This is a genomic window from Ferruginibacter profundus, from assembly GCF_054783275.1.
In genome coordinates, this window is sequence record NZ_BAAGQW010000002.1 from 1,850,840 (window position 1) to 1,877,589 (window position 26,750).

The following is a 26,750-nucleotide window of genomic DNA, read 5'->3' on the forward strand; positions in this document are numbered from 1 at the left end:
TAGTCTCTTAACATTAAAGTAACTTCATAACAATTATAGTAATTTTAAATTGAGTAAAATAAGGAATATGCAAAAAGCGCAATTTGGAATGATAGGTTTGGGAACGATGGGCCGCAACCTCGTACTCAACATGGCCGACCATGGCATTGCTGTTTGTGGCTACGACCGCAATACCGATCAGCAAAAACGTTTGCTGGAAGAAGGGAAAGACAAACCCGTGCAGGCTGCTGCAACCATGCAGGCATTTGTGGAAAGCCTGGAAACGCCACGCCGCATTATGATGCTGGTACCGGCAGGAAAAATTGTAGATGCCGTAATTGATGAAATAAAACCATTGTTACAAGCCGGCGATATTTTAATAGATGGTGGAAATTCGCATTTTACGGATACCGATGCAAGGATTGCACGCCTGCAATCAACAGGCATACACTTTACAGGCATGGGGGTAAGCGGTGGCGAAGATGGCGCCAGGCTTGGCCCCAGCATGATGCCGGGTGGCAACAAAGATGGTTATGCCGAATTAAAAAATATTTTAGAAAAGATAGCTGCACAAACGGATGAGGGCCCTTGTGTAACTTTTGTAGGCAATGGCAGCGCAGGACATTACACAAAAATGGTACACAATGGTATTGAATATGCCATCATGCAACTGATAAGTGAAGTGTATGCCATTTTAAAAAATGTTGGTGCTTGCAATAATGATGAGCTGCACCAGGTATTTACCAAGTGGAATGATGGTGCGTTACAATCTTTTTTAGTAGAGATAACAGCCAGGGTATTTTTACAACCGGATGATGTGGATGGAACCAAAAGATTAGTAGATGTAATTTTAGACAGGGCTGCACAAAAAGGCACGGGCATGTGGACCAGCGAAAGTGCACTGGAACTGCATATACCAACGCCTGCTATTGATGAAGCAGTTGCTGCAAGGGATTTGTCTGCTTATAAAAAAGAAAGAGAGATTATTGACGGCTTTACTCCGGCAACGGCAATTACTACTACAGGTAAAGAGCAGCTGATACAGGTTTTGCATGATGCTTTATACTTTGGCATGGCGGTAAGTTATATACAGGGGTTGCATTTGTTGCAAACAGCTTCTGATACGTATAAATATGAAATTAACATGGCTGAAGTTGCACGGATATGGAAAGGCGGTTGCATCATCCGTTCTGTTATGCTTAACGATATCCGTAAGGCTTATGTAAATGATCCGGCTCTAAAAAACCTGTTACTGGATAAAACATTTTATTCTCTATTAGAAGAAAAACGAAACGCATTAGTTACCGCATTAAAAACAGGCATGGATAATAAAATTGGCATGCCGGTACTAAGCAGTAGCCTCAATTATTTCGATATGTTCAGTACCGGAAGATCGGCTTCTAATTTAATACAGGCACAAAGAGATTTTTTTGGTGCTCATACTTATGAAAGAATTGATAAAGAAGGAAATTTTCATACCAACTGGAATTAACGAAAACAATTACAAGAATTAAAACTAACTATTCGAATTTTGTGTTTTCAATTAGTGCAATTCGTAAAATCAGTGCAATAAAAAACAAATAAACCAATGGCAAAACACAATAGCATTAAACACCCTGCTGCGATAGTTATCTTTGGTGGCACCGGCGATTTAACCAAACGTAAACTGATCCCGGCTTTTTACAATCTTTTTTTAAGCAAACACTTACCTGAAAAATTCACTATTTTATTATTGGGCCGCAATGAAGACAAGAACGAGCAATTTAAAAAAGATCTTTTTGAAGGTATTGCTGCCTTTTCACGTAATGGAAAACCTGATGATAATAACTGGAAAATTTTCAGCAGTAATATTTTTTACCAGCAGGGAAATTTTTTAGACAACAGCACTTTTATTACGCTGAAAGAACATTTGGATGCATTCGATAAAAAAAACAAACAACGTTGCCTGCGTACTTTTTACCTGGCCATTGCCCCACAATTTATTGAGGCTTCTGCAGAAGGTTTGTATAAAAACAAGATCTGCAACCAGGTTAAGCTCGACAGGATAGTTGTTGAAAAACCATTTGGTACCGACCTGGCAACCGCACAAAAATTAAATACGTTCTTACAAAAACGCTTTTCAGAAAAACAGATCTTCCGCATCGATCATTATTTAGGCAAAGAAACAGTGCAAAACATCATGGCTTTCCGTTTTGCCAATACCATCTTCTCCCCCGTTTGGAATAATAAATTCATCGACCATGTGGAGATCTCACTTTCCGAACAGGTGAGTGTGGGTAAACGTGGTGGTTATTACGATGGCAGCGGTGCATTAAGGGATATGATACAAAATCATTTGCTGCAACTGCTTTGTGTAGTGGCAATGGAATGCCCCGGCAAATATGATGAAGCCAGTATACGCAATGCCAAAGCAGCTGTATTGAAAAAAATAAAACCATATACCGAAGCAGAAGTGTTTAAAAATATAGTAAGGGCACAATACACCAGCGGAACCATTAATGAACAACCGCAGCAAGGTTATTTACAGGAAGAAAATATTGCGCCCGGTTCTACAACCGAAACTTTTATTGCCGGCAAATTCTTTATCAATAATGAAAGATGGAAAGGCGTGCCGTTTTTTTTAGCCACAGGAAAATGTTTACCTAAGCAGGCATCGGTAATTATGATCCAGTTTAAAGATTCGCCGTATAAAATTTTTAAAGATGATACTGTACCTAATCGTCTTTTGATCAGCATTCAACCCGAGCAGGAGATCAGCTTATTATTTGAAAGTAAAGTACCCGGTGTGCAAATGAAACTGAAGCCGGTGGAAATGGATTTTACCTACAAAGAATCTTACACCGAAGCAACACCGGAAGCTTATGAAACTTTATTGCTGGATATTTTAGATGGGGATGCCACCCTGTTCATGCGTAGCGACCAGGTGGAAGCCGCATGGAAAGTGGTAATGCCAATTATTAATGCATGGAAAAAGAATCCTAAAAAACAATTATTGAAATACGCTGCCGGCACATGGGGGCCAGCTGCCGCCACCAGTTTATTAAAGCCGTACGCAAAACAATGGGTGGTGTTACCGGTAGCAAAAACAGCTCAATAAAACCGGTGCAATAAATTCAGTAACGCAATACCATATATTAATATGCCAACAGCAATAACTATAAAAACAGTATGGCCCGATGCAATAGCATTCAGCCATGCTGTTGCCAACCTGGTTGTAACAGAAAGTAATAAAGCAGTACAGCAAAAAGGATATTTTACTATTGCATTATCAGGTGGTGGTACACCAAAATTATTATTTGAATTACTGGCGCAGGCTCCTTATAAAAACAATATCCCCTGGAAAAAAGTGATTGTTGCTTTTGGTGATGAACGCTTTGTTGCACCCGCCAGCGATGAAAGCAATTTTAAAATGGCTAATGAAGCTTTATTAAAACATGTACCCATACCTAAGAAAAATATCCTTGCTGTACCAACAGTAAAAGTTACTCCTGCACAATCTGCCTCGCTATATGAAGCAGCCATAAAAAAATATGTAAACAACAAACATCCCTTCGACCTGGTGCTTTTAGGCATTGGTGAAGAAGGGCATACTGCTTCTGTCTTTCCCGGAAGCCCGTTACTTACCGATAAAAAAAACCGGGTAAAAAATATCTGGGTGGCAGAAAAAAATATGGACCGCATCAGTTTTACGATGCCGTTTATTAACCAGGCAAAAAATATAGCCTTCTTAGTTAGCGGAGCAGGTAAAGCTGCTATTCTTAAAAAGATATTCTCTAAAAGCGGGGCTTCGTTGCCGGCAGCAATGGTTAAGGCAAAAGAGAATACATTTTGGTTTTTAGATGAAGCCGCCTGCGGCGGATAAGTTGGTCACGAATTAACACCGCTTACATACGATTTTATTCAGGTAGCCTTTATTTTATCTTTCAATCCTTACTCTTCAGGTTTTCATAGATCACAATCGTCATCAGTATCAGCAGCATGCCATAAAAAGTATCTTCAAAAGGAATAGTATAGATCCTTAACCCTACATTTTCTGCATTATTGTACAGCACAACAGGAATTGCAGTTAAAAATCCATTTACAATTAAAAATGGAATTAACATGATGCTGTAGGCAACTAAAAAAGATGCAGCATCAAATGTTTTAAAATATTTTCTGAAACTGTAAATGATCGCAATAAAAAGGGCGTTGAAAATAAATGTCCAGCTGGTATAATATTTCTGGTAACAGATAATGCCTGTAATCCATAATATTAATGCCAGTACCATCAATATCACATCAGCCGTTGCTTTATCTTTTATTTTAGGAAAATAACTCCTGATGCATTCGTAGATAAATACACAGCAATACGGTACAATAAAAAAGAACAATACTTCTTCAACGGGAAGATTATAAATTTTTATCCCGGTAATATAATTTTCGTTGAAATGCCAGACGCCCTTACCGGTAAAATAAAAATCCCAGACAATATACAATGACGCTGGTAACAACATCGCCGGAAAAAGATATTTCCAGTTTTTATAAAATGCTACTTTTTTATCAAAACTCAATAGTAACGGCCCGGCTAGTGACGCTGCTAAAATTAAAAAATATGTATAATGGGAGTTCAATATGGTTTTGTCTTTGCTTTAATAAAACAAAGTAACGTATTAAAAGTTTATAATGGCGGCTGAGTTTTTTTTCTGAAGGTATCGTTTACCAGGTATACCCCTGTAATGGTAACAGCGCCACCAACGGCAATATACATATTCAGTTTTTCGTGAAAAATCAATGCGCCTAATAAAATAGCAACCATAGGATTGATATAAGCATATAACGATGCCAGTGATGTAGGTAGTCTTTGTAAACTATAAATGTAAGCAATGAATGTAAGTACCGATCCGATAACCACTAAATACAATATTGCCCACCATGCATTAGCAGGTATTGCAGCAACGCTGACCGTATTGCCCGTAGCATAAGATACACTGAACAATGCGATGCTGGAAATAAGCATTTGCAATCCTAAACTGAAATAAGGATTAAAATTTGCTGCATGCTTTTTTGTATATAAAGAACCAAATGCCCACGATACGGTGGCTATCACCGAAAGTATAATACCCTTGGTAAAATCGGCATTTAAAAAATCTTTCAGGTGATCATAAAAAATGATACATACTCCGCCAAAGCCCATCACCATACCCAGTATCGCTTTTTGTGGCAACCTGTCGCCGCCAAACAATGCAATCAATACCAACCATAACGGAAATATAGCGCCAATAATAGCCCCCAAGCCACTGGAAATATATTGTACGCCCCAGGTACTAAGCCCGTTGCTTAACATGAAATTTAAAATACTCAGTATTAAAATAGTGATCCACTGTTTGCCTTTGGGCCATGGATGTTTGGTAAGAATAAAATAAATTAAATAAACAGAGCCGCCCAGCAACTGGCGTATGGCACACAATTGTATTGCCGGCATATGCTGCACCCCTTCTTTTGACGCCAGCCATGTGGTGCCCCAGAAAAAACATACCCACGCTAAAGCAAGCAGTGCCTTTTGCCGGGATGTTTTAGATGATAGCATTCGTTTTGATTAGCAAATAAAAAAGATGACAGGTATATTAAAAGGTTGAGATTTTTTTACAAAAAATAAATTTAACCACAAAAACGCTAAGACATGAAGTATAAAAAAGCCAGGCGTTTTTCTTTTGTGCCTTAACGGCTTTATGACTATTTTTCCAGCGAAGCTGAGAAAATTCTTTACTCCTCTATTTGCAAAGAACCTGAAAAACTATAGGCATCTCAGCATGACATCCTTAAAACGATATTACGTTTTTAGTGTTTAAAATGTCGCAAGCCGGTTATCACCATCGCTAAATGATGTTGTTTGCAAAATTCAATAGAATCATTATCACGTATAGAACCACCGGGTTGAATAAACGAAGTAATACCGGCAGCATGTGCAATCTTTACACAATCATCAAAAGGGAAAAATGCATCACTGGCCAATACAGCACCATTCAGGTCAAAATTAAATTGCTTTGCTTTTTCAATGGATTGACGTAGGGAATCGATACGTGAGGTTTGTCCGCAACCTTTGCCTATTAATTGTTTGCCCTTTACCAACGCAATGGAATTACTTTTTAAATGCTTGCAAATAATATTTGCAAAGATGAGGTCTTCTTTTTCAGCAGCCGTTGTTTCCACGCCACCCACTTCTTTCCATTCAGTATAATTACCTACATCGTTTTGTTGAGTTAATAAACCATTCAACACTGATTTGTATTGATGCGTTGCAGTTAATCCTTTTTTCTGCACTAAAAGAATGCGATTCTTTTTAGTTTTCAAAATATCCAATGCCTCACCTGAAAATGACGGTGCTATTAATACTTCAAAAAATATTTCGTTAATGGCTACAGCGGTAGCCTTATCAATTTCTGCATTACAAACCAGTACACCCCCAAAAGCACTTTCAGGATCACCGGCCAAAGCCACATCCCATGCCTCTTTCACTGTGGGCCTTTGTGCCACGCCGCACACATTGGTGTGTTTGATAATTGCAAAAGTAGTATCAGTAAATTCAGAGATAATTTGTACGGCGGCATCCACATCTACCAGGTTATTATACGATAACTCCTTGCCATGCAGTTTATCAAATATTTCTTCCTGGTTGCCGTAGAAAATACCTTGCTGATGCGGATTTTCTCCATAGCGCAACACCGTTTTTGTTTTATTAAAAGGATTGATAAAATCGGTGTGATTAAAATAATTGGAGATGGCAAGATCGTAGCCTGTACAAACATCAAATGCCTTGATGGCAAACATGCGGCGTTGTTCCAAAGTAGTTTCGCCTTTTTGTTCTTTCAATATCTGTTCCAGTAGATGATAATCCTTTTTAGCAGCAACTACCACTACATCTTTATGATTTTTAGCTGCACCACGAATCATACTGGGACCGCCGATATCAATCTTCTCTATAATTAAAGTTTCGTCTGTTGTTGAGGCAACAGTTTCTTCAAAAGGATACAGATCTACGATCACTAAATCAATCTCAGGAATATTGTATTGCTTCATCTCAGCAACATGCTGTGCATCATCACGCTTTCCCAAAATACCACCAAACACAGATGGATGCAGTGTTTTAACACGGCCTCCTAAAATAGAAGGATAGCTTGTCAACGATTCCACCGGCACGCAGGGCACTTTTAAATCTTCAATAAATTTCTGGGTGCCGCCGGTACTGTAAATAACTGCACCAATATTGTGTAATTCTTTTACGATGTTTTCCAAACCATCTTTATAAAAAACGGAAATAAGCGCTGATGTAATCTTCTTTTGCATGTTGAAAACTGGTTATAAATCTACAATGAATGCTCCCTTTTCGGGGACTGAATGGAGGTGCAAATGTAGTTGTTCGCAATCTTTTTTCCATTTGCCAATTTTCCACAAACTGTTAGAAGCGTCGGCCACATACTGCCTGCAGTTGAAAACTGCGGCCAGTTGCGGAATGTAGAGTTTCGGGCTTTTGGAAATGATGATGATGTCAACATTAATTTTTTGTAACACCGGCTCAAAAACCAGGGGCTTATCAATTACCAGAACCCTTTTATTTCCAAACTCGTAAAACGGTGCCTTTTTAAAAAGCGTTGTAATAGTATCTGTTCTGTGATTCAGTTGCAATGCAATTCTGCCGGGCTTCAGGTGAAAATTTTGCAGCATGCCTTCTTCCAGTAAAGCGCTATCGCCGGTGAAGGTGTAATCATTTGCCTGTACCCAATCAATGGCCTGGTGCTGCGGCACATTATATACAATTAATTTCTGCTGATTCCTGATCTGCCATTTGCCATAAGCATGCGCCATAACAAAAGCCAGCAGCGCCAGTAATGAAATCTTAAATACAATCCTGTTTTTATTGATCAGCCACGCACTCAGACCGGTTACAACTGCATACAATAACCAGGTAGAAAGAATGGTGGCCGGAATTTTATCCCACACGGCAAAAGAAAAATTATTGACTGTAAGAATAATTTTATTCATCACCCAAACCAGCCAGCCCGTTATTTTACCGGCATATGCGCCAATAAAAGGTATCCACGAAAATGCGACTACAAATATTTCCGCATATAGTATAACACCCGATAGGGGTACCGCAATAATGTTGGTAATTAAAAATAAATTAGGGAACTGGTGAAAATAATAAATACAAATCGGGAAGGTAAGTATTTGTGCAGCTAATGAAATGGCCATCAGTTTCCATACGTTATCGATCCATTTATTTTTTATGTACAACAAATTATAAATAGGTTTTTGAAAAACGATAATGCCTACCACGGCTAAATACGATAATTGAAAACCAACATCCCATAAAAAATACGGATTGTAACACAACAGTACAAATGCCGATGCGGCCAGTGAATTATAGATGGAAGATTTTTTTGCCAGGTTATTGCTAATAGTGATAAAAGTAAACATCACTGCTGAACGCAACACCGATGCTGAAGCGCCGGTAAGCAATGAAAATAGCCAGAGGCAACTCAATATTAAAATCACCTGTACCAGTTTTGATCTTTTTACAAAAGGAACTCTTGCAAACAACCACACCAGCATTACATAGATCAACCCGAGGTGCATGCCGGATATGGCGATGATATGAACCACGCCGGTGTTACTGTATGCCTGTACCAGGTCCTTATCAAGATCGTTAGTATACCCAATCAGTAAGGCTTCTGCAATTCCCAACTCATCTTTACCGCTATTGATATTTTTACGCAGGTTATTCAAAATACTTTCTCTTGCAGAAAAAATAAATTGTTTAAAGGCATTCACATTTTTCCCGGGCAACGGTACCCAATCTTTTCCTTTTAAAAATACATTGTGAAAAGTTTGCTGAAATGCTGCGTAGCGTTCGTAATTGAAGGCACCGGGGTTACCGGAATTTTTTATGGCCTGCAGGTTTTTATTGATCAGTATTCTATCACCATAATGTAACTGCTCCGTTGTGCTGTCTTTAGAAAAGTACAATAATAATTTGCCGTTACAATTTACCGCAGTATCATCATTGACTATTGTTTCCACAACTGCATCTGCCTTATAAGATTTTGCTTTTTCGATTAGCGGCTCTGCAATTCTTACAACAATACAATTAGAGTCTTTATAATAATTACCATACCATTTATTGCTGTGACGCACATCTTTTTGCCATGTAATTACCAAACCAAAGCTGAGTAGCAGTAAGTTGATCAGTATACCTTGCAATGCCTGCAAGTTAAATTTTACCGCCAATGGTAAAAAATAAAACAGCATAACAGCAATACCAAAACCAATGATTGCCATTACAATTATCGGAAAATCAATTTGTACATACCATTGTAAAACAATGCCTGCAATAAACGGTAGCAGCAGGCGGATGAAGGGAGCAGTTTTATAAACGGGTATGCTGAAGGGTTGGGGCATATAGTGGGGTAAACCAAATCAAATAATTTTATACAATTCAGGAAATGGATACTTATTGCTTAAACCCGATCCTTTCCCTGTCATCCCATTTTCGTTGAGCGGCTTTTTCATCTAATAAATTTTCCATAGCATCGTATATCTGGTTGAGCTGTACATCATGTTCTCCAATACGTTCTTTAATTTCTTTCAGCTGTTCTTTAATATCATTTTGCTTTAATAATACCTGGCGCACCGCTACAAAAGCTCTCATAATGGCAATGTTCATGCTGATGGCTTTGTCGGAGTTGATAACACCGCTGAGCATGGCAACACCTTGTTCAGTAAAAACGTAGGGTAAATATCTTCTTCCGCCCTTGCCCTTTGAGGTCACAAATTGTGACCTCAAAGAATTATTATCCAAAGTTTCAAATTGAAACCTTAAAGAATCAAACTCATCTTCCGTAAGCTGAAACATAAAATCTGCCGGAAATCGCTTTATATTACGTTTTACTGCCTGGTTTAAAACTTTGGTTTCCACTTCGTACAGAAATGCCAGGTCTCTATCCAGCATAACTCTTTCGCCTCTTATTTCGTAAATCCTGTTTTGGATGCTTTGTATTATTTGCATATTGGGGAAGGGATTAAAAAAAAAGACTTTGGTAAGGCGGAAAAGGTTGGCAGCGAATACTAAATAGTGCAGCGCTATAGTTTATAAAAACATTTCTGTTCTGCGAAATGCCGGGCGGTGAAAGTCCCTTATATGTTCAAGGTCACAATCTGTAACCTTGAACATATAGCCTTAGTAAATACAGTACAAAAAAATGAGGCCACTAATTGTGGCCTCATACTATTTTTACTTCGGGTAAACCACCCGCTGTCGGTTCTTTTATAAATCAGGATTCAGGCCGCTTTAGGCATCCCGGCACTATTTACTTAAATGCATACTTCTTTCCTTATATAACTGGCGGAAATAAGGGTCACGCAGATCTTTTATAAAACGTATGGCCTCGCCGGTGCTTTTCATTTCCGGCCCTAACTCTTTATTTACACCCGGGAATTTATTGAAAGAGAATACCGGTTCTTTAATAGCAAAACCTTTCAGCTTCTTTTCAAAGGTAAAATCCTTCAGCATATTTACACCCATCATTATTTTGGTAGCAATATTCAAATAAGGTATTTGATAGGCTTTAGCAATAAATGGTGTGGTACGGCTGGCACGTGGGTTGGCTTCTATCACAAATACATTACCATCCTTAATGGCAAACTGAATATTGATCAACCCTTTGATCTGTAATGTTCGTGCAATTTTTTCGGCGTATTCTTTCATTGTTTCCACCACCAGTGGTGTCAGGTTGAATTGCGGCAACACGGCATTACTATCACCACTATGGATACCCGCTGGTTCAATATGCTCCATCACTCCCATCACATGAAAATCGGTACCGTCAAAAATGGCATCAATTTCAGCCTCCTGGCAACGGTCTAAAAAGTGGTCGATTAATATTTTATTACCGGGCAGGTGTTTGATCAGGCTTAAGATACCTTTTTCCAGTTCCTCATCATTCAGTACAATACGCATGCGCTGGCCGCCAATTACATAACTGGGGCGGATGAGCACCGGGTAACCCACTTCTTTCGCTACTTCAATGGCCTCATCAGTATTGTAAGCCGTACCATATTTAGGATAAGGAATGCCCAGTTCTTTAAGTGTATCACTAAAGCGGCCGCGGTCTTCGGCAATATCCATGCTGTTGAAAGAGGTACCGACTATTGTAATCCCTTTTTCGTGTAATTTTTTCGCCAGCTTCAAAGCGGTCTGCCCGCCCAGCTGTACAATCACACCATAAGGTTGTTCGTGTTCAATGATTTCCCATAAGTGCTCCCAGAAAACGGGTTCAAAATATAATTTGTCGGCAATGTCAAAATCTGTAGAAACTGTTTCAGGATTACAATTCACCATAATGGCTTCAAAGCCGGCTTCCTTTACTGCCAGTAACCCGTGTACGCAGCAATAATCAAATTCAATTCCCTGGCCAATACGGTTAGGTCCACTGCCCAGTACAATTATTTTTTTCTTTGCCGATAATTTACTTTCGTTACTGACCAGGGTAGTTTCACCTGCAGGTTTATTTTCAAAAGTAGAATAGAAGTAAGGTGTCTTTGCTTCAAACTCCGCGGCGCAGGTATCCACCATTTTAAACACCCGGGTAAGCCCCATTGTTTTTCTTCTTTCGTAGATCAGTTCTGCATTTTCTTCTTTCATTATGCGGATGATCTGTTCATCGCTAAAGCCTAAAAATTTAGCTTCGGTCAACACTTCATCCGGCAAGGTTTTAAGGTCGTATTTTGCAATTTCCTTTTCGCAGTCGCATATCTTTTGTATCTGGTAAATAAACCAGCGGTCAATCTTGGTGCTTTCGCAAATACGTTTGATGCTGGCACCCGCCATCAGCGCATCTTTAATACGGAATATCCTGTCCCACTTCGGTATTTTAATATATTCCAGCAACTCATCGGCATGCATTAAGCTCTTGCCATAATAACCCAGGCCCACCGATTCATTCTCCAGGCTCTGACAAGCTTTTTGCACCGCTTCGGCAAAACTTCTGCCAATGCCCATTACTTCTCCCACCGATTTCATCTGAAAACCTAAGGTATCATCGGCACCTTTGAATTTATCAAAATTCCAGCGGGGTATTTTAACGATCACATAATCCTGTACCGGCTCAAAATAGGCAGAGGTAGATTGGGTGATCTGGTTTTTTAATTCATCTAAATTATAGCCAACTGCAAGCTTTGCTGCAATTTTGGCAATGGGGTAACCGGTGGCTTTACTGGCCAGTGCAGAAGAACGGCTTACCCTGGGGTTAATTTCCACCACTATAATTTCTTCTGTTTGCGGATTAAGTGCAAACTGCACATTACAGCCGCCGGCAAAATTGCCTAATGCCCTCATCATGCGGATGGCAGTATTACGCATCAGCTGAAATGCAGTATCACTCAGCGTCATAGCGGGTGCAACGGTAATAGAGTCGCCGGTATGCACACCCATGGGATCAAAATTTTCCACCGTACAAATGATGGCCACATTATCAGCTGCATCTCTTAATAATTCCAGTTCAAATTCTTTCCAGCCCAATACAGCCTGTTCCACCAGTACCTCATGCATGGGGCTTGCAGTTAAGGCCCTGTTCAGCGCTTCGTCTAATTCTTCTTTCTTAAATACAATACCACCACCGGTTCCACCCAGGGTAAAGGAGGGACGCAATACTAATGGAAAGCCTATTTCCTGTGCAAATTCTTTTCCTTCTAAAAAGGAGTTGGCAATTTTTGCAGGACAAACCGGTATTCCCATTTCAATCATCCAAAGGCGGAATTTTTCCCTGTCTTCGGCTTTATCAATGGCCTTTATATCTACTCCAACCAGTCTTACATTATGTTTTTCCCAGATGCCCAGCTCATCTACTTCCTTACAAAGGTTTAATGCGGTTTGTCCGCCCATGGTTGGTAAAACAGCATCAATATCATTTTCTTCCAGTATCTGTTCAATACTTTCTACAGTTAGCGGCAACAGGTACACTTTGTCTGCCATCATGGGGTCCGTCATAATTGTAGCCGGGTTGCTGTTGATCAGGAACACTTTGATCCCTTCTTCTCTCAGGCTTCGGGCAGCCTGGGTACCGCTATAATCAAATTCGCAGGCCTGGCCAATAATGATGGGGCCACTGCCGATAATTAGTACTGATGTAATGGAAATGTCTTTTGGCATATGTAGTTTGCCTTGTAAAGGCGTGCAAAAGTAATTGTAAATGGGGGAAATAAAAAAACTGTGCATAATATGCACAGTTTTTTTATGGGAACGTTTGCATAGATGTTGCTGTAAGAACACTCCTGAAGCATATCCCTACGCAGGGCTGTTCCTATGAAGGATTTGATGCGGTACCGTCTTTCTTCCCAAAAAGATCGCTCATTAATTTTTCTGCATCGCCTAAATGTTCTTTAAATGCTGCTGCCCCTTTGGTTTTCAGCTCTTCAAAATAATCTTTTGCTTTATCTGCAAAGCCTTCGGCCTCAGTTTTTAGCTTATTGGCCTTGTCTTTAAGATCGCCGGCAAGTTTCTCTTTTTCTTCCGGTGTCATGCTCATATATTTAGCTGCTGCCAATGCCGCAGCTGCACCGAGCAAAAAAGTAGCCATATGTTTTGAATTGACACTCATGATAAATGTTTTTTAATATTGATTTAAAATTAGATTTGCACTATAATTGAAGATATGAATTTATACAGATCAGTTGCATTGGTATTGTTATGTGTGGTATCCGTTTCTGTGCAGGCACAATCCTTCCCCGCTAAAAATTATCCGCAGCATTATTTTGAGTGGCCCGTGGTGATTGCCACAAAGGGCATTGTGGCCAATTTTGGTGAGCTAAGGCCCAATCATTATCACATGGGATTAGATTGCCGAACAGACCAGAAACAAAACCTGCAGGTGGTTGCCGCAGCGGATGGCTATATTGCCAAAGTAAAAATTGAACCCTTTGGTTTTGGCCGTGCTATTTATATCAATCACCCCAATGGCCTCACTACGCTATATGCCCATTTAAATAATTTTAATCCGGAGCTGGAAAAATATGTAACGGAACAACAGTACCGGTTAAAAAGCTGGAAAGTTTTTTTAGATATCCCTGCCGGTTTATTTCCTGTAAAAAAAGGCAGTTTTATTGCATACAGCGGAAGCACCGGCGGATCGCAGGGCCCACATGTACATTTTGAAATACGGGATACTAAAACTGATAAAGTATTAAACCCTTCTTTATTCGGCTTTCCGCTGCCCGACAATGTAGCGCCCGATATTGTTCGTTTAGCCGTGTACGACAGGCGTATCAGTACTTACGAACAAACAGCAAAAATGTATGCCGTTAAAAAACTAAAAGGCATTTATACTGTATCTCCGGCTTTAATGATCACCAGCACTGATAAGTTAAGTTTTGGCATTGGCGCATTTGACAGGTATAATGCTTCCAACAACCGCAATGGTATCTACGAAGCGATGCTGTATGACAATGAAACCCCGGTAAGTGGTTTCCAGATCGATAATATCAGTTATGATGAAACCAGGTACCTGAATGCACATATTGATTACAGGTTAAGAAGCAGTGGTGGCCCGTTTATAGAACACCTGGCAAGATTGCCTGGTTATAACAACAGCATCTACAAAACCTTTAACAGCGATGGCCTGGTATCATTGGAAGACGATAGTATTCATAATATAAAGATCGTGGTTAAAGATGCTTTCGGCAATACTTCCACACTGCAATTCCAGGTAAGGCGTGGTCCCGGCTTTATGCCCCTGGCAAAAGAAAATAGCACTCCTTTTGCAACAAAATTCATCCCGTCATTTATCAATCTTTTCGAAAACAGCAGCATCAGTTTTTATTTGCCCGAGAATGCCTTGTACGATACCATACATTTTCTGTACAAAGAAATACCTGCACCCGGCGGGTATACTATTTACCAGCTGCATAATACCAGCGTGCCGGTACACAGTTATTTTCCTGTAAAAATAAAAGCCACGTCGTCTTTACCCGGTAAAATGGTGATGCACCGCTTTGTAAACAATAAACATGATTATGTAAAGGCAGAATATGAAAATGGCTGGTACAAAGCCAGCTTCAGGGAGTTTGGTAATTTTCAACTAATGGAGGATACCATACCTCCTTCAATATCCCCGGTTGGTTTTAAAGAGGGGATGAATTGCAGTAAACTATCCGCTATAAAATTTGTTGTATCGGATAATACAGAAGAAATAGAAAATTTTACGGCAACATTAGATGGCAACTGGTTACGTTTCAGCAACGATAAAGGCAGAACATTTGTTTATCTTTTTGATGATAGATGCCAGCCGGGTGAGCATGAATTAAAAATTGCTGCAACAGACCAGGTGGGAAATGTAACAGAAAAAATATATCATTTTACAAGATAGTTAACCGATAAACCAATTAACAAAATAGAGATGACATCAGTAACAGAAGGTCAGAAAGCACCCGCTTTTAAAGGCAAAGACCAGGATGGCAACACCGTTTCGCTGGCAGATTACAAAGGCAAAAAAGTAGTCCTGTATTTTTATCCCGAAGATGATACACCAACCTGCACTGTACAGGCCTGCAACCTCAGAGATAATTTTGGGTTGCTTAAAAAGAAGGGCATCGTGGTCTTAGGCGTTAGCCCCGATGAAGAAAAAAAACATAAAAAATTTGAAACAAAATATAAGCTGCCCTTTACTTTAATTGCAGATGCCGATCATACTATTATTGACAAATACGGTGTATGGGGCGAAAAGCAAATGTATGGCAGAACTTATATGGGGTTACACCGCACCACCTTTTTAATTGACGAAAAAGGTATTGTAAAAAAAATATTTTTAAAGCCTAAAAGTAAGCAGCATACCGAAGAAATTTTAAATGCCTGGCAACTGCTGGAACAATAATTGCGTTTGATAAAGTGTAACCACTTTAAAATTCAATTATGAAAAAAACAATATTGCTTTCAGTACTCATTATTACCGGCATTGCTGCTTTTACAGCCTGCAGCAAAAGCAGCACCACAGCCAATGGCGGAGGAACCGGGGGTGGCGGCATAACATTCAGCTGCAATAATATTTCACCCAAATTTGCTGCAGATGTACAGCCCATACTCAATACCGTTTGTTCTATCAATAGTACCTGTCATGCAGGTGGCAGTGTAAATTCAGGCGGGCCGCTTACTACCTTTGCAGAAGTGAGTGCAAAAAAATCAAATATACGTGCACAAATACTTGCAGGTGTAATGCCGCAAAGTGGCACTATCACACAGGCACAGATCAATGCATTTATTTGCTGGATTGATGCTGGTGCCGCCAATAACTAAAATTTGCCTTGAACGATAGTAACTTCCGCATAAAAGAAAACTCATGGCTGGCTTATATAGCCGCAAAAAAATTACGCACCGCCAGTGTAGCTTTTGTACTGGGCAAAACCATTCATTTACACAATACTACAAAAGAAGAATTTTTGAGCCACCCCACCTGGCTAAAGCATGAGCTATGCCATGTGCAACAATTTAAGCAACATGGCTTTTTTATGTTTGTAATAAAATACCTTTACGAAAGTATAAAAGTGGGTTACTACAATAATAAGTACGAAGTGGAAGCCAGGGAAGCCGAAAACAAGTAACTGCTTTTTGTAAATTTCAATCGTGTATGTTGCAAAAAGCTATTGCAAAAAAGATAGTGGTATTTTCAATAGGTATTCTGCTTTGGAATAATGTATTGGCACAACAGCCAACTGCCGTAGCGCAGGCATACCGTTCGTTTGTAGCACCCGGCAATAACAACAGAAACAATACATACTTTCTCCTGTGCTCTTCCCCAAAAGTAATTGCAGGTTTTTTACAACAAGGTAAACTGTCTGTTGCTAGGCAATTAAATGATACGGCTTTTATTATTAAAGTCATCGACAAAAGTATCTTGCCTTTTTTTAAGCAGATTTATCCTGCCAATACTACCTGGAAACTTTCGCCGTCATTGTCACCTAAAGAAAAATATGCCTGGCCATTAACTGCATTAATTACGGTTACTGATGAAACCAGATTCATCAACTGGGCAGGGGCAAATAAAATTGCAGTCACTGTAACCAGCGCAAAAAATAATTTTATACTCGATGTAAAAAATCAGAGTGTTTTTGAAGAGTTGTTGCAGCAGGAGGAAGTAAATTTTATATCTGGTTACTGCAGGCATCCAAAAGAAGAATTACAGATCAACAACCTGGATCTAAGCATCAATAAAATTAATGTATTGCATAGCAAAATGCCTTTATTGAATGGCAATGGTCTTGTAGTTTCTATAAAAGAAAACAGGCCGGATACCACTGATATTGACCTTGCCGGCAGGTATATTACCAATTCATTAGCGGCTTCTGCAGTTAATGCACATGCTACCATTATGGCTACAATGGCTGCCGGTGCCGGCAACAGTTATTATTTAGGGCAGGGTGTAGCGTGGGCAGCTGCAATTACTTCTTCCAATTTCAGTAATTTATTACCTGATGGCGATCTGAATTATATCCAGCATAATATCACCGTTCAAAACCATTCGTATGGTGTAGGCGTAGAGAATTTTTATGGAGCCGATGCTGCTGCCTATGATGCCAGTGCATTGGCCAATGATAAATTGCTATTCGTTTTTTCTGCCGGTAATTCCGGAGCTATCACTCCTGCAACCGGTAATTATACAGGCATTGCAGGTGTGGCCAATCTTACCGGAAGTTTTAAAATGGCAAAAAATATTATTACTGTTGGTGCAGTAGATTCTTTTAATACCGTTGTTGGCCCCAGCTCTAAAGGCCCTGCTTATGATGGCAGAATAAAACCCGAAATGGTAGCTTATGGAGAAGATGGCAGTTCCGGCGCTGCAGCACTCGTTTCGGGTACAGCTATTGTTTTACAACAGGCATATAAAAACAATACAGGCAATCTCCCTTCATCAGCATTGGTAAAAGCAGTTTTACTAAACAGTTGTGATGATGTTGCAGCCGGTGGAATAGATTTTACCTCGGGCTTTGGCAGCTTAAATGCTTACAAAGCGGCCGCAGGAATGGCAGCGCAAAAATATTTTACCGGTACTGTTGCCAATAGTGGTACACAATCATTCACTCTTACTATTCCGCCTAACCTGGGTGAGGCAAAATTTACCCTGGTGTGGAATGATGTGGCTGCAGCTCCCAATGCGTTTAAAGCAATAAAAAATGATCTTGATCTGCAGGTACAGTCCGTAGCTACTTCACAAATATGGTTGCCATGGGTGCTTAATAGTTTTCCGCACAAAGATTCATTACAATTGTTACCTGTAAGAAAACGTGACAGCCTGAATACTATTGAACAAATCACCATTGATAATCCAACCGCCGGTAATTACAATATCAGCGTAAAAGGTTTTGATGTTAGCAGTACCACACAACCCTTTGCTATTGCTTACCAGTTTGATACCGCCAACGTTTTTAACTGGGTCTTCCCCACTGCTACCGATAATATTTTTCCTGCTGTCAGTAATCTTATCCGCTGGAATGCTTCTTTTGGCACAAGTGCAGCAAGTGTGGAGTACAGCATTAATAATGGCACAAGCTGGCAGTTAATTCCGGGTACTATCAATCTAAACAATAATTATTTTCGCTGGACAGCACCGGATACCAATGCCCTTGCTTTATTAAGAATGACCATCGGCAGCCAGCAATTTGTAAGCGACCCTTTCACCATCAGCGCTAAGCCAGGTTTAGGTATTGGCTTTAATTGTGCCGATTCTGCATTGTTATACTGGAATAAAAACAAAGGCATTACTGATTACCAACTGTATGGCATGGGCGCAAAATATCTGCAGCCACTTTTTATAATTAAAGACACACAATTTGTTTTTAACAAAGCTGCTTTACCCTATCTCAATTTTGCAGTAGCGCCTGTCATTAAAAATCCGGTCGCCGGTGTAAAGAGTTATGCCACCAATTATAGTACACAAGGTGTTGATTGTTACATCAGGAATTTACTTGCCGATTTAGTAACGAACAATGCTGTTATCAAACTGGATATCGGCACCACATATCTTATCAAAAAAATTGTTTTCGAAAAATTAAGCGGAAGTACCTACAACAGTTTTTTTGAAACTTCCATCATTAACGGCTTAAGCTATACTATTACGGATACCCATTTACAAAAAGGCGTAAATACCTACAGGGTTGCCGTTTATTTAAGCAACGGTAAAATCATTTACAGTGATGCTGTAAGTGTGGTATATTTTACAGGTACAGATATGTTGGTATACCCCAACCCCGTGTTGCAAAATAATACTGTTACTATGCAACTCAAATTACTGAACAACCAAACGGTATCCATCTTTGACCTGTCTGGCAGAAAAGTTTTTCAACAAAAATTAACCACTACCGATTTTTCTTTTAAAGCAGACTTTGCCAAAGGGCTTTATATTATTGCCGTTACCGATCCGGAAAATAATACGAAGCAATTTTATAAGATCATCATTCAGTAATTCTAATCGCCGGGCTGCTTTCTTTTTTAACCATTTTGTTTATTGAGGGGTTTATAAAAAGTTAGTATTGATTATACAAAACCGGCAACGCCTGCAATTTGCAACTTTGTAGCAATAATAATTTTAACATTTTCATAACCCTTTCGTAATTTTTGATTGAAATTATTTTTCACACTAAAAACTTAAACGATGATTAAAAAAATCCTTGTATTCTCATTGATCACAGCTTCGCTGTACTCCTGTAAAAAAACGGCCAATACCGAAACAACTGCAGATCCGATCTCTGCCGAGGTAAAAGCAAAAATCACCAATCTTGGTTTCTCTGCTGCCAATGTTCAAAAAACAGATGATGGCTACCTGGTAGAAGGAGATATTGAATTAACAGATGAATTATTGAACAGCACACCCAATCAAACACTTTTGCGTATTGCAGGTAACGAACAATACCGCACCACCAATTTAGTAACCGGACTGCCACGTGTAATTAAAATTAATGTAAGCAATTTAGGCACTGCATTCATTCAGGGTACCGACCTTGCTATTGCACGCTATAACGCATTAGGTTTAAAAATGACTTTTCAACGCGTTACTTCCGGCGCATCTAATATTACAATTAAAGGCTTTAACCAGGGACCAAGTGGTGGATACATTACCTTAGGTTCATCAGGCTTTCCTACAAGTAATGGCAACCCTTATGGCACCATTAAAATGAACACTAACCAGTATGCATACGGCACCAATCCCGATGTAAACTATGTAGGCAGTGTTATACAACATGAACTGGGTCATTGCATCGGTATGCGCCATACCGACTACTACGACAGAAGTTACAGCTGCGGCGGTGCTGCAACAAATGAAGGTGCATCTAATATTGGTGCTATCTTAATTCCGGGTACTCCATCAACTGCTAATGCAGGGTCGTGGATGCTGGCTTGTTCTAATGGTGGCGACCGCACATTTAACAGTAACGATATCATCGGCCTGAATTATTTATATAAATAAGCCGGGGAACTTATATAAAAAATGCCCCCCAACAAGTTGGGGGGCATTTTTTATACTCATGACTTTTACTGGTTAAATCACCCATTCTACTTCGCCAAAATCAAATTGCCTTTCCATTGTATCTGCAGTAAGTAATTGCCCTTGTTCTGTAACACCCTTAATTGTTGTTTGAAATACCGCACTGGCTTTTTTCAGTTTTACCACTGTATTCATTTTGTACAAATGCCTGTTGTAGTCTTTCTTTACTTTATCAGCAGTGGTTACCGTAATGGTTTCCATTCGTTTCATCACCATTTCATATAATTCTTCTGCCAGCACCATCACATCGTACTCTTTATTAGTAATTTGTTGCAAAGAAACCGGGTTGGGCAGCGACTTATGAAAGCGTTTTTGATTAACATTAATGCCAATACCTACTACCGCCCATTTCCAGCCTGCCCCCTTAAAAACCGTCTCAATCAAAATCCCTCCTGCCTTTCTGTCACGCCAATAAAGATCGTTGGGCCATTTTATAGCGGTTTCTTTTCCGGCATATTTTTTTAAAAAGTCATTTGCCGCCAGTGCAATAAGCATACTCAGGTAAAATTGCTGGTCGGTTCTTAGCTTGTCGGTCTTTAAAATAAGGCTCATAGCTATGCTTTCACCGGCATGCGTTTGCCAGCTTTTTCCTCTTTGCCCCTTGCCTGCGGTTTGTTCTTTTGCTGCAACGGCCATTCCGTGCTTTGCCATTCCTTCACGAACCATTGCCATGGCATAATTGTTGGTACTATCCACACTGTCAAGAATTTTAAAAAAACTGGCGCTTTGTATACTCATATCAAATGGTAAAGAAGTGTTACTTTTGTCATTAATTGCAAGCTACATGCTACTTGGTAAATAACAAAAGTTTAATATTGGCGTTATTTCAGTAAAAATGCAGCGATAAATAAAAAAATATAATTTCAATTTGAACAATCTTAACGTTTTAAATACCCGGAAAAAAAGCAGTGTAACCAGGCTTACCCGTAACAGCAAAATTTTCAAAACCATTATTAAAGCCATACAGGACAAAAAAGGCGAAAACATCATCAGTCTCGATCTTCGTAAGATACCAGAGGCCGTTGCTGATTTTTTTATTATTTGCCAGGCTAACAGCAATACGCAAATAAAAGCTATTGCCGATTTTGTGGAAGAAGAAGTAAAAGACAAGTGTGGCGAACTGGCCTATAAGCACGAAGGCAGGCAGGCTCAGCAATGGATACTGATCGACTATGTTGATATCGTAGTACACATAATGCTGCCCGAACCCAGGAAGTTTTACCAGCTGGAAGAAATGTGGAGCGATGCTGCAGGAATGGAGCATAATGATTAATACCCCGAAAATATTTTTTAGCTTTAGTTAAAATAATAACCAACCCCATTCGTCTTTAGCTTAAGTAAACAAACTATAAGTTGTAAGCACTTAATAAATAATGGCAATAAATATGAATCAGCAAAATAGTAATAAAAAAACCACTCCAGATAATATTCCGCCTACGGGGGAGGATCCTAAAAAGAAAAATCGTTTTAATATCTATTGGATATACGGCATTATTTTTATAGGCATTGTAGCGTATAATATGGTTCGTGGTGTGGGCTCTGCCGGCGTGGAAACTGACCAGCAGAAGTTTTATGAAATGGTAAAACATGGCGATGTTGAAAAAATAAAAACCATCCGTAATACCAAAAGAGTAAGGATATTTCTTTATAAAGACAGCCTAAACAATAAAGCAGCTTATTATAAAGCACTTTTAAACGATAAAGAGAACCCTAAAAAATACGAGGACGCTGTAAAATCCAATCCTCCGCAGTTATACTTTAGTATTAAAGATGTACTGTCTTTTTCAAATGAATTGAGTGATTTTTATGCCAAGAATCCGCAGCTAAAAGAAATTGCTGACGTACCCGATGACGAAGGTGAATTATTCGGACAGGTGATCAGTACATTGTTACCTATCTTATTGATTGGTTTATTGTTTGTATTAATGATGCGTAAAGTAGGCGGGCCAGGCGGTGGCGGCGGACCAGGCGGCATTTTTAATATCGGAAAATCCAAAGCCACTTTATTTGAAAAAGGCACCAGGGTTAATATCAACTTTAATGATGTAGCCGGTTTGGATGAAGCCAAAGTGGAAGTGATGGAGATCGTTGACTTCTTAAAAAATCCTAAAAAATATACCGCCCTTGGTGGTAAAATTCCTAAAGGTGCTTTATTAGTGGGCCCTCCGGGTACCGGTAAAACCTTACTGGCAAAAGCTGTTGCCGGAGAAGCGCAGGTGCCTTTCTTTAGCCTTAGTGGTAGCGATTTTGTAGAGATGTTTGTAGGTGTTGGTGCAAGCCGTGTAAGAGATCTGTTTAAGCAGGCCAGGGAAAAAGCTCCATGTATCATCTTTATTGATGAAATTGATGCCATAGGCCGTGCAAGGGGAAAAAATGTGATGATGAGCAATGATGAAAGAGAAAACACTTTGAACCAGTTGCTGGTGGAAATGGATGGATTTGGTACTGATTTAGGTATTATCATACTTGCAGCAACCAACAGGCCCGATGTACTGGACAGTGCGTTGTTGCGTCCCGGCAGGTTCGACAGGCAGATCACTATCGACAGGCCTGATCTTGTAGGAAGGGAAGCGATCTTTAAAGTGCATTTGCAGCCAATAAAAATTTCTCAAACCTTAGACATTCATAAACTGGCCGAACAAACACCGGGCTTTGCAGGTGCTGATATTGCCAACGTATGTAATGAAGCAGCTTTAATTGCTGCAAGAAAGAATAAAGAGGCGGTTGATATGAGCGATTTCCAGGATGCTATTGACAGGGTGATTGGCGGGCTGGAAAAAAAGAATAAGATCATTTCTCCGGAAGAAAAAGAAATTATTGCCTACCACGAAGCCGGCCACGCTATTTGCGGCTGGTACCTGGAGCATGCTTATCCTTTATTGAAAGTAACCGTTGTACCAAGGGGATCTGCAGCTTTAGGCTATGCACAGTACACACCCAAAGAACAATATTTATACAATACCGATCAGTTAATGGATCAGATATGTATGACGTTGGGTGGCAGGGCAAGTGAAGATATTTTCTTTGGTAAAATAAGCACCGGAGCAAGTAATGATCTGCAACAGATCACCAAGATTGCCTACAGTATGGTTACAGTATATGGTATGAATGATAAGATTGGTAATATCAGTTTCTACGATCCTGCACAGGAAAATTACTTTACCAAACCTTACAGTGAGGAAACCGGTAAAATGATTGACCAGGAAGTACGTAAACTGATTGATGAAGCGTACGTAAAAACCAAAGCTTTATTAACCGAGAAAAAAGGTGATGTAGAAAAACTGGCAAAGGAATTGTTGAAAAAAGAAGTTTTATTTAAGAGTGATGTGGAAGCTTTGATTGGTAAAAGGCCATTTGAAGAAAAGAAAGCATTGGATGTAAAAGAAGAAGATGTGGTTTCAGAAACACCACCCACTACAATACCTGAAGAATTAAAAAATCCGCCGCAAATTTAAGAGCAATGGGAGTAAGTCCGGCAAAAGAAAATATTTTAAAACGCATAAGGCAGGCGCTGAGTAATCCGGCGCCTTTGCCGTTTCCGCTAAGTGAAGGTAATGCCTCTATTTTTCATCCTGCCCCCGATGACCTGGAAGTAGTGTTTGCTGAAGAATTTGTAAACCTGCAGGGCAGGTTTGCTTTTTGTACCGATGAAAAAGACATGGTGCAGCAAATACAAAAACTGGTGGCAGAAAAACAATGGACAAAAGTTTATTGTAACGAGGATAAATGGAACGATAGTTTTAGTAATACTATCAGCCTGCCTACCTGCGATGTGTCTATCACCGGTTGCGAATTTTTAGTAGCCCGTACCGGTACAATAGTAATGAGTGCTGCACAGCAAAGCGGCCGCACAGTAAGTGTGTACGCTCCCGTTCATATCTGTATTGCCTACACCAATCAACTGGTGTACGATATTAAAGATGCTTTGCAGGTAATGAAGGAAAAATACGCCGGCAATATTCCATCACTTATCACTTTTGCAAGCGGCCCCAGCCGTACTGCCGACATTGAAAAAACATTGGTTACAGGCGTACACGGGCCTAAAGAAGTGTACTGCTTTTTGGTAGAAGCATAATTCCTTTTTTACATTTACCTTTACGATAAGATGAATAACGAAACTTATCAATTGTTTGTATATGGCTCTCTCCGCAGCGGATTTCAGCATGCAGCCTATCAATATATTGCCAGGTATTTTCATTTAATTGGCAACGCAAAAGTAAATGGCAAATTATATGATAAGGGCGAGTATCCTGTAGCTGTACCCACCACTGAAGAAAAATTTATTGTAGGGGAATTATATGCCATAACGAACCCTTCCGAATTTTCATACGCTATCGGCCAGTTAGATGATTACGAAGGACTGTATGCCGAAGCAGGTGAAACACCATTATTTAAAAGAGAAACTGTAATGGTGTATTGCAACAATCAGCAATATACCGCATGGATATACTGGTTTAATGGCAATGTTGATGGCCTTCCTGAAATTGCAACCGGCGATGTTTTATTATACTTGCAGCAGCAAAACAAATTGTAAGCGTAATGGACATTCCCTCTCACAAAAAAATTTACTTCCTCTCCGATTTTCATCTCGGTGCACCCAATGCTGAAGCCAGTTTGGTAAGAGAAAAAAAAATCATCCGGTTTTTGGATGACATAAAAAAAGACGCCGCTGTAATTTTTATTGTAGGTGACCTTTTTGATTTCTGGTACGAATATAAATCTGTTGTACCCAAAGGATATGTAAGAATTTTAGGCAAGCTGGCCGAAATTACTGACAGCGGTATTCCCATGCATTTTTTTGTAGGCAATCATGATATGTGGATGAGGGATTATTTTCAGAAAGAGCTGAACATACCAGTGTATTACGAACCTGTGCCCTTCGAATTTAATGGCAAAAAAATTTTAGTTGGCCACGGCGATGGGCTGGGCCCCGGCGATCACGGTTATAAGTTCATAAAAAAAATATTCCGCAATAAAATATGCCAATGGCTGTTTGGTATTTTACCGCCGGCTGTGGGTATAGGCGTTGCCAATTATTTCAGTCGTAAAAGCAGGGCACAAACCGGGCAAACTGACGAAATATTTTTAGGAGAAGACAAAGAATGGCTGATCATTTATTGTAAAGAAGTATTGCAAAAACAGCATTACGATTATTTTATTTTTGGCCACCGTCATTTGCCCATCAACTTTAACTTACCGCAGGGCAGCCTTTATATTAACCTGGGCGACTGGATAAAATATGATAGTTATGCCGTGTTTGATGGCACGAATCTTGACCTGAAGTATTACAATAAATGAAAAGAGTAAAATTAATATTAATCCTGCTGTGCTGTTGTATTGCCGGGGCAACATACGCTCAAAGCGACACCTCTTTTATATTTATAAAAAATATCAAAGGCGATTTTGCTGACTTTAATGTAGATAACCTGGATAATATTTATCTCATTACCGCCACCAATCAGTTAAAAAAGATCAACGGTAATGGCGACTCTGCCGGAGTTTTTAATGATGTAAAACGCTATGGCAATGTTTCGTCTATTGACGTTACCAATCCTTTAAAAATATTACTCTACTATAAAAATTATACCACAGTGGTGGTGTTAGACAGGTTTCTGAATATCCGCAACACCATCAACTTCCGTAAAAAAAATATTTTCTCCGTACAAAGCATTACAACGTCTTACGATAACAATATCTGGTTTTTTGACGACCAGGATTTTAAACTGAAGAAGATAGATGAAGAAGGCAAATCATTGCAGGAAACCACCGACTTCCGGATGCTTTTTGATTCGGTACCTTCGCCAATACAAATAACCGACAAAGAAAATTTCGTATACCTCTACGATCCCGAAAAAGGGTTTTATATTTTCGACTATTATGGTTCTTTTAAAAACCGGTTACCTTTTTTAAACTGGACCAGTGTAGCGGTATCTGAAAAAAATATGTACGGTTTCAGCAACAATAAATTATTCAGCTACGAATTAAATTCTCTTACTTTAAAAGAATACAAGCTCCCTGCTGTTTTCGGAAAATACAATGCCATAAAAGCAATTAATGGAAAAGTGTATGTATTGAAAGATGACGGCATTTATATTTACCAGGTGAAGTCGTGAGACCCGAGTGCTGAGCCGTGTGTAAGCGAATGCAAGTGGCAACTATCTTACGCTTACTCACGCCTGACGATTCACGTCTCACGTCTTTGTTGTAATT

The 26,750-nt window shown here is 39.5% G+C and carries 23 protein-coding genes; 15 read left to right on the plus strand and 8 right to left on the minus strand.

Annotation, left to right across the window (positions count from 1 at the left end):
* Positions 1-67 precede the first annotated feature (67 nt).
* The 3 genes from gndA to pgl all read left to right on the plus strand — a co-directional run bounded on the left by gndA (position 68) and on the right by pgl (position 3,841).
* Positions 68-1,471 carry an NADP(+)-dependent, decarboxylating phosphogluconate dehydrogenase gene (gene gndA, locus ACYVM0_RS18055; protein WP_460559249.1) on the plus strand — a complete coding sequence of 468 codons (1,404 nt, stop codon included), beginning with the start codon at positions 68-70 and terminating at the stop codon, positions 1,469-1,471.
* Between the two features lie 96 nt (positions 1,472-1,567).
* The gene (gene zwf / locus ACYVM0_RS18060; protein WP_460559251.1) at positions 1,568-3,076 is read left to right on the plus strand and encodes a glucose-6-phosphate dehydrogenase; all 1,509 of its coding nucleotides are present in this window, start codon (positions 1,568-1,570) and stop codon (positions 3,074-3,076) included.
* A gap of 42 nt (positions 3,077-3,118) precedes the next feature.
* Positions 3,119-3,841 (plus strand): 6-phosphogluconolactonase, encoded by a 723-nt coding sequence (gene pgl / locus ACYVM0_RS18065; RefSeq protein ID WP_460559253.1) that lies wholly within the window; start codon positions 3,119-3,121, stop codon positions 3,839-3,841.
* Positions 3,842-3,902: 61 nt separating this feature from the next.
* Here the strand turns inward: pgl and ACYVM0_RS18070 are convergent, their stop codons facing one another.
* The 7 genes from ACYVM0_RS18070 to ACYVM0_RS18100 all read right to left on the minus strand — a co-directional run bounded on the left by ACYVM0_RS18070 (position 3,903) and on the right by ACYVM0_RS18100 (position 13,610).
* Positions 3,903-4,589 carry a lycopene cyclase domain-containing protein gene (locus tag ACYVM0_RS18070; protein WP_460559255.1) on the minus strand — a complete coding sequence of 229 codons (687 nt, stop codon included), beginning with the start codon at positions 4,587-4,589 and terminating at the stop codon, positions 3,903-3,905.
* Between the two features lie 47 nt (positions 4,590-4,636).
* Positions 4,637-5,545: a DMT family transporter gene (locus ACYVM0_RS18075; RefSeq protein WP_460559257.1), complete on the minus strand. Its 909-nt coding sequence runs from the start codon at positions 5,543-5,545 to the stop codon at positions 4,637-4,639.
* Between the two features lie 251 nt (positions 5,546-5,796).
* A complete protein-coding gene (gene purH, locus ACYVM0_RS18080) occupies positions 5,797-7,302 on the minus strand; it encodes a bifunctional phosphoribosylaminoimidazolecarboxamide formyltransferase/inosine monophosphate cyclohydrolase (RefSeq protein WP_460559259.1) in 1,506 nt (501 codons plus the stop codon).
* 12 nt (positions 7,303-7,314) lie between these two features.
* Positions 7,315-9,414, minus strand: a complete 2,100-nt coding sequence (locus tag ACYVM0_RS18085; RefSeq protein ID WP_460559261.1) for a ComEC/Rec2 family competence protein — start codon at positions 9,412-9,414, stop codon at positions 7,315-7,317.
* A gap of 52 nt (positions 9,415-9,466) precedes the next feature.
* Entirely contained in the window at positions 9,467-10,021 is a 555-nt protein-coding gene (locus ACYVM0_RS18090) for an ORF6N domain-containing protein (protein WP_460559263.1), read from the minus strand.
* A 297-nt stretch (positions 10,022-10,318) separates the two neighbouring features.
* A complete protein-coding gene (gene carB, locus ACYVM0_RS18095) occupies positions 10,319-13,162 on the minus strand; it encodes a carbamoyl phosphate synthase large subunit (protein WP_460559265.1) in 2,844 nt (947 codons plus the stop codon).
* Between the two features lie 151 nt (positions 13,163-13,313).
* Positions 13,314-13,610: a hypothetical protein gene (locus ACYVM0_RS18100; RefSeq protein ID WP_430990825.1), complete on the minus strand. Its 297-nt coding sequence runs from the start codon at positions 13,608-13,610 to the stop codon at positions 13,314-13,316.
* Between the two features lie 54 nt (positions 13,611-13,664).
* Between ACYVM0_RS18100 and ACYVM0_RS18105 the strand changes: the two genes are divergently transcribed.
* From ACYVM0_RS18105 to ACYVM0_RS18130, 6 genes are all read left to right on the plus strand, one after another.
* On the plus strand, positions 13,665-15,374 hold the full coding sequence (locus ACYVM0_RS18105) for a M23 family metallopeptidase (RefSeq protein ID WP_460559267.1): 1,710 nt from the start codon (positions 13,665-13,667) through the stop codon (positions 15,372-15,374).
* Between the two features lie 30 nt (positions 15,375-15,404).
* Positions 15,405-15,878, plus strand: coding sequence for a peroxiredoxin (bcp, locus tag ACYVM0_RS18110; protein ID WP_460559269.1), 474 nt, complete (start codon positions 15,405-15,407; stop codon positions 15,876-15,878).
* 38 nt (positions 15,879-15,916) lie between these two features.
* Positions 15,917-16,297 carry a hypothetical protein gene (locus tag ACYVM0_RS18115; RefSeq protein WP_460559271.1) on the plus strand — a complete coding sequence of 127 codons (381 nt, stop codon included), beginning with the start codon at positions 15,917-15,919 and terminating at the stop codon, positions 16,295-16,297.
* Positions 16,298-16,305: 8 nt separating this feature from the next.
* Positions 16,306-16,602: a DUF4157 domain-containing protein gene (locus ACYVM0_RS18120; protein WP_460559273.1), complete on the plus strand. Its 297-nt coding sequence runs from the start codon at positions 16,306-16,308 to the stop codon at positions 16,600-16,602.
* Between the two features lie 26 nt (positions 16,603-16,628).
* The gene (locus ACYVM0_RS18125; protein ID WP_460559275.1) at positions 16,629-19,460 is read left to right on the plus strand and encodes a S8 family peptidase; all 2,832 of its coding nucleotides are present in this window, start codon (positions 16,629-16,631) and stop codon (positions 19,458-19,460) included.
* A 189-nt stretch (positions 19,461-19,649) separates the two neighbouring features.
* The gene (locus tag ACYVM0_RS18130) at positions 19,650-20,462 is read left to right on the plus strand and encodes a zinc metalloprotease (protein WP_460559277.1); all 813 of its coding nucleotides are present in this window, start codon (positions 19,650-19,652) and stop codon (positions 20,460-20,462) included.
* 72 nt (positions 20,463-20,534) lie between these two features.
* On the opposite strand, the gene ACYVM0_RS18135 is transcribed toward ACYVM0_RS18130, so the two are convergent.
* Positions 20,535-21,278, minus strand: coding sequence for a biotin--[acetyl-CoA-carboxylase] ligase (locus ACYVM0_RS18135; RefSeq protein ID WP_460559279.1), 744 nt, complete (start codon positions 21,276-21,278; stop codon positions 20,535-20,537).
* Positions 21,279-21,408: 130 nt separating this feature from the next.
* On the opposite strand from ACYVM0_RS18135, the gene rsfS reads away from it, so the two are divergent.
* The 6 genes from rsfS (at position 21,409) to ACYVM0_RS18165 (ending at position 26,653) form a co-directional block, all read left to right on the plus strand.
* Complete coding sequence (gene rsfS, locus ACYVM0_RS18140; protein WP_430990817.1) at positions 21,409-21,813, plus strand: ribosome silencing factor; 405 nt, start codon at positions 21,409-21,411, stop codon at positions 21,811-21,813.
* 112 nt (positions 21,814-21,925) lie between these two features.
* A complete protein-coding gene (gene ftsH, locus ACYVM0_RS18145) occupies positions 21,926-23,995 on the plus strand; it encodes an ATP-dependent metallopeptidase FtsH/Yme1/Tma family protein (protein ID WP_460559281.1) in 2,070 nt (689 codons plus the stop codon).
* 5 nt (positions 23,996-24,000) lie between these two features.
* Positions 24,001-24,615 (plus strand): LutC/YkgG family protein, encoded by a 615-nt coding sequence (locus ACYVM0_RS18150; RefSeq protein ID WP_460559283.1) that lies wholly within the window; start codon positions 24,001-24,003, stop codon positions 24,613-24,615.
* A gap of 30 nt (positions 24,616-24,645) precedes the next feature.
* Complete coding sequence (locus ACYVM0_RS18155) at positions 24,646-25,074, plus strand: gamma-glutamylcyclotransferase family protein (RefSeq protein WP_460559285.1); 429 nt, start codon at positions 24,646-24,648, stop codon at positions 25,072-25,074.
* Between the two features lie 5 nt (positions 25,075-25,079).
* On the plus strand, positions 25,080-25,838 hold the full coding sequence (locus tag ACYVM0_RS18160; protein WP_460559287.1) for a UDP-2,3-diacylglucosamine diphosphatase: 759 nt from the start codon (positions 25,080-25,082) through the stop codon (positions 25,836-25,838).
* Positions 25,835-26,653, plus strand: coding sequence for a hypothetical protein (locus tag ACYVM0_RS18165; RefSeq protein ID WP_460559289.1), 819 nt, complete (start codon positions 25,835-25,837; stop codon positions 26,651-26,653). The genes ACYVM0_RS18160 and ACYVM0_RS18165 overlap by 4 nt, the downstream gene beginning before the upstream one ends.
* Positions 26,654-26,750 lie beyond the last annotated feature (97 nt).

Bases quoted from the DNA above. Each gene is read 5' to 3' on its own strand.
- ACYVM0_RS18105 (WP_460559267.1), top strand. From the start codon at position 13,665: ATGAATTTATACAGATCAGTTGCATTGGTATTGTTATGTGTGGTATCC.
- bcp (WP_460559269.1), top strand. From the start codon at position 15,405: ATGACATCAGTAACAGAAGGTCAGAAAGCACCCGCTTTTAAAGGCAAA.
- ftsH (WP_460559281.1), top strand. From the start codon at position 21,926: ATGAATCAGCAAAATAGTAATAAAAAAACCACTCCAGATAATATTCCG.
- ACYVM0_RS18115 (WP_460559271.1), top strand. From the start codon at position 15,917: ATGAAAAAAACAATATTGCTTTCAGTACTCATTATTACCGGCATTGCT.
- ACYVM0_RS18165 (WP_460559289.1), top strand. From the start codon at position 25,835: ATGAAAAGAGTAAAATTAATATTAATCCTGCTGTGCTGTTGTATTGCC.
- ACYVM0_RS18075 (WP_460559257.1), bottom strand. From the start codon at position 5,545: ATGCTATCATCTAAAACATCCCGGCAAAAGGCACTGCTTGCTTTAGCG.
- ACYVM0_RS18150 (WP_460559283.1), top strand. From the start codon at position 24,001: ATGGGAGTAAGTCCGGCAAAAGAAAATATTTTAAAACGCATAAGGCAG.
- zwf (WP_460559251.1), top strand. From the start codon at position 1,568: ATGGCAAAACACAATAGCATTAAACACCCTGCTGCGATAGTTATCTTT.
- ACYVM0_RS18085 (WP_460559261.1), bottom strand. From the start codon at position 9,414: ATGCCCCAACCCTTCAGCATACCCGTTTATAAAACTGCTCCCTTCATC.
- ACYVM0_RS18155 (WP_460559285.1), top strand. From the start codon at position 24,646: ATGAATAACGAAACTTATCAATTGTTTGTATATGGCTCTCTCCGCAGC.
- ACYVM0_RS18160 (WP_460559287.1), top strand. From the start codon at position 25,080: ATGGACATTCCCTCTCACAAAAAAATTTACTTCCTCTCCGATTTTCAT.
- ACYVM0_RS18125 (WP_460559275.1), top strand. From the start codon at position 16,629: ATGTTGCAAAAAGCTATTGCAAAAAAGATAGTGGTATTTTCAATAGGT.
- ACYVM0_RS18135 (WP_460559279.1), bottom strand. From the start codon at position 21,278: ATGAGTATACAAAGCGCCAGTTTTTTTAAAATTCTTGACAGTGTGGAT.
- ACYVM0_RS18130 (WP_460559277.1), top strand. From the start codon at position 19,650: ATGATTAAAAAAATCCTTGTATTCTCATTGATCACAGCTTCGCTGTAC.
- pgl (WP_460559253.1), top strand. From the start codon at position 3,119: ATGCCAACAGCAATAACTATAAAAACAGTATGGCCCGATGCAATAGCA.
- gndA (WP_460559249.1), top strand. From the start codon at position 68: ATGCAAAAAGCGCAATTTGGAATGATAGGTTTGGGAACGATGGGCCGC.
- carB (WP_460559265.1), bottom strand. From the start codon at position 13,162: ATGCCAAAAGACATTTCCATTACATCAGTACTAATTATCGGCAGTGGC.
- purH (WP_460559259.1), bottom strand. From the start codon at position 7,302: ATGCAAAAGAAGATTACATCAGCGCTTATTTCCGTTTTTTATAAAGAT.
- ACYVM0_RS18100 (WP_430990825.1), bottom strand. From the start codon at position 13,610: ATGAGTGTCAATTCAAAACATATGGCTACTTTTTTGCTCGGTGCAGCT.
- ACYVM0_RS18090 (WP_460559263.1), bottom strand. From the start codon at position 10,021: ATGCAAATAATACAAAGCATCCAAAACAGGATTTACGAAATAAGAGGC.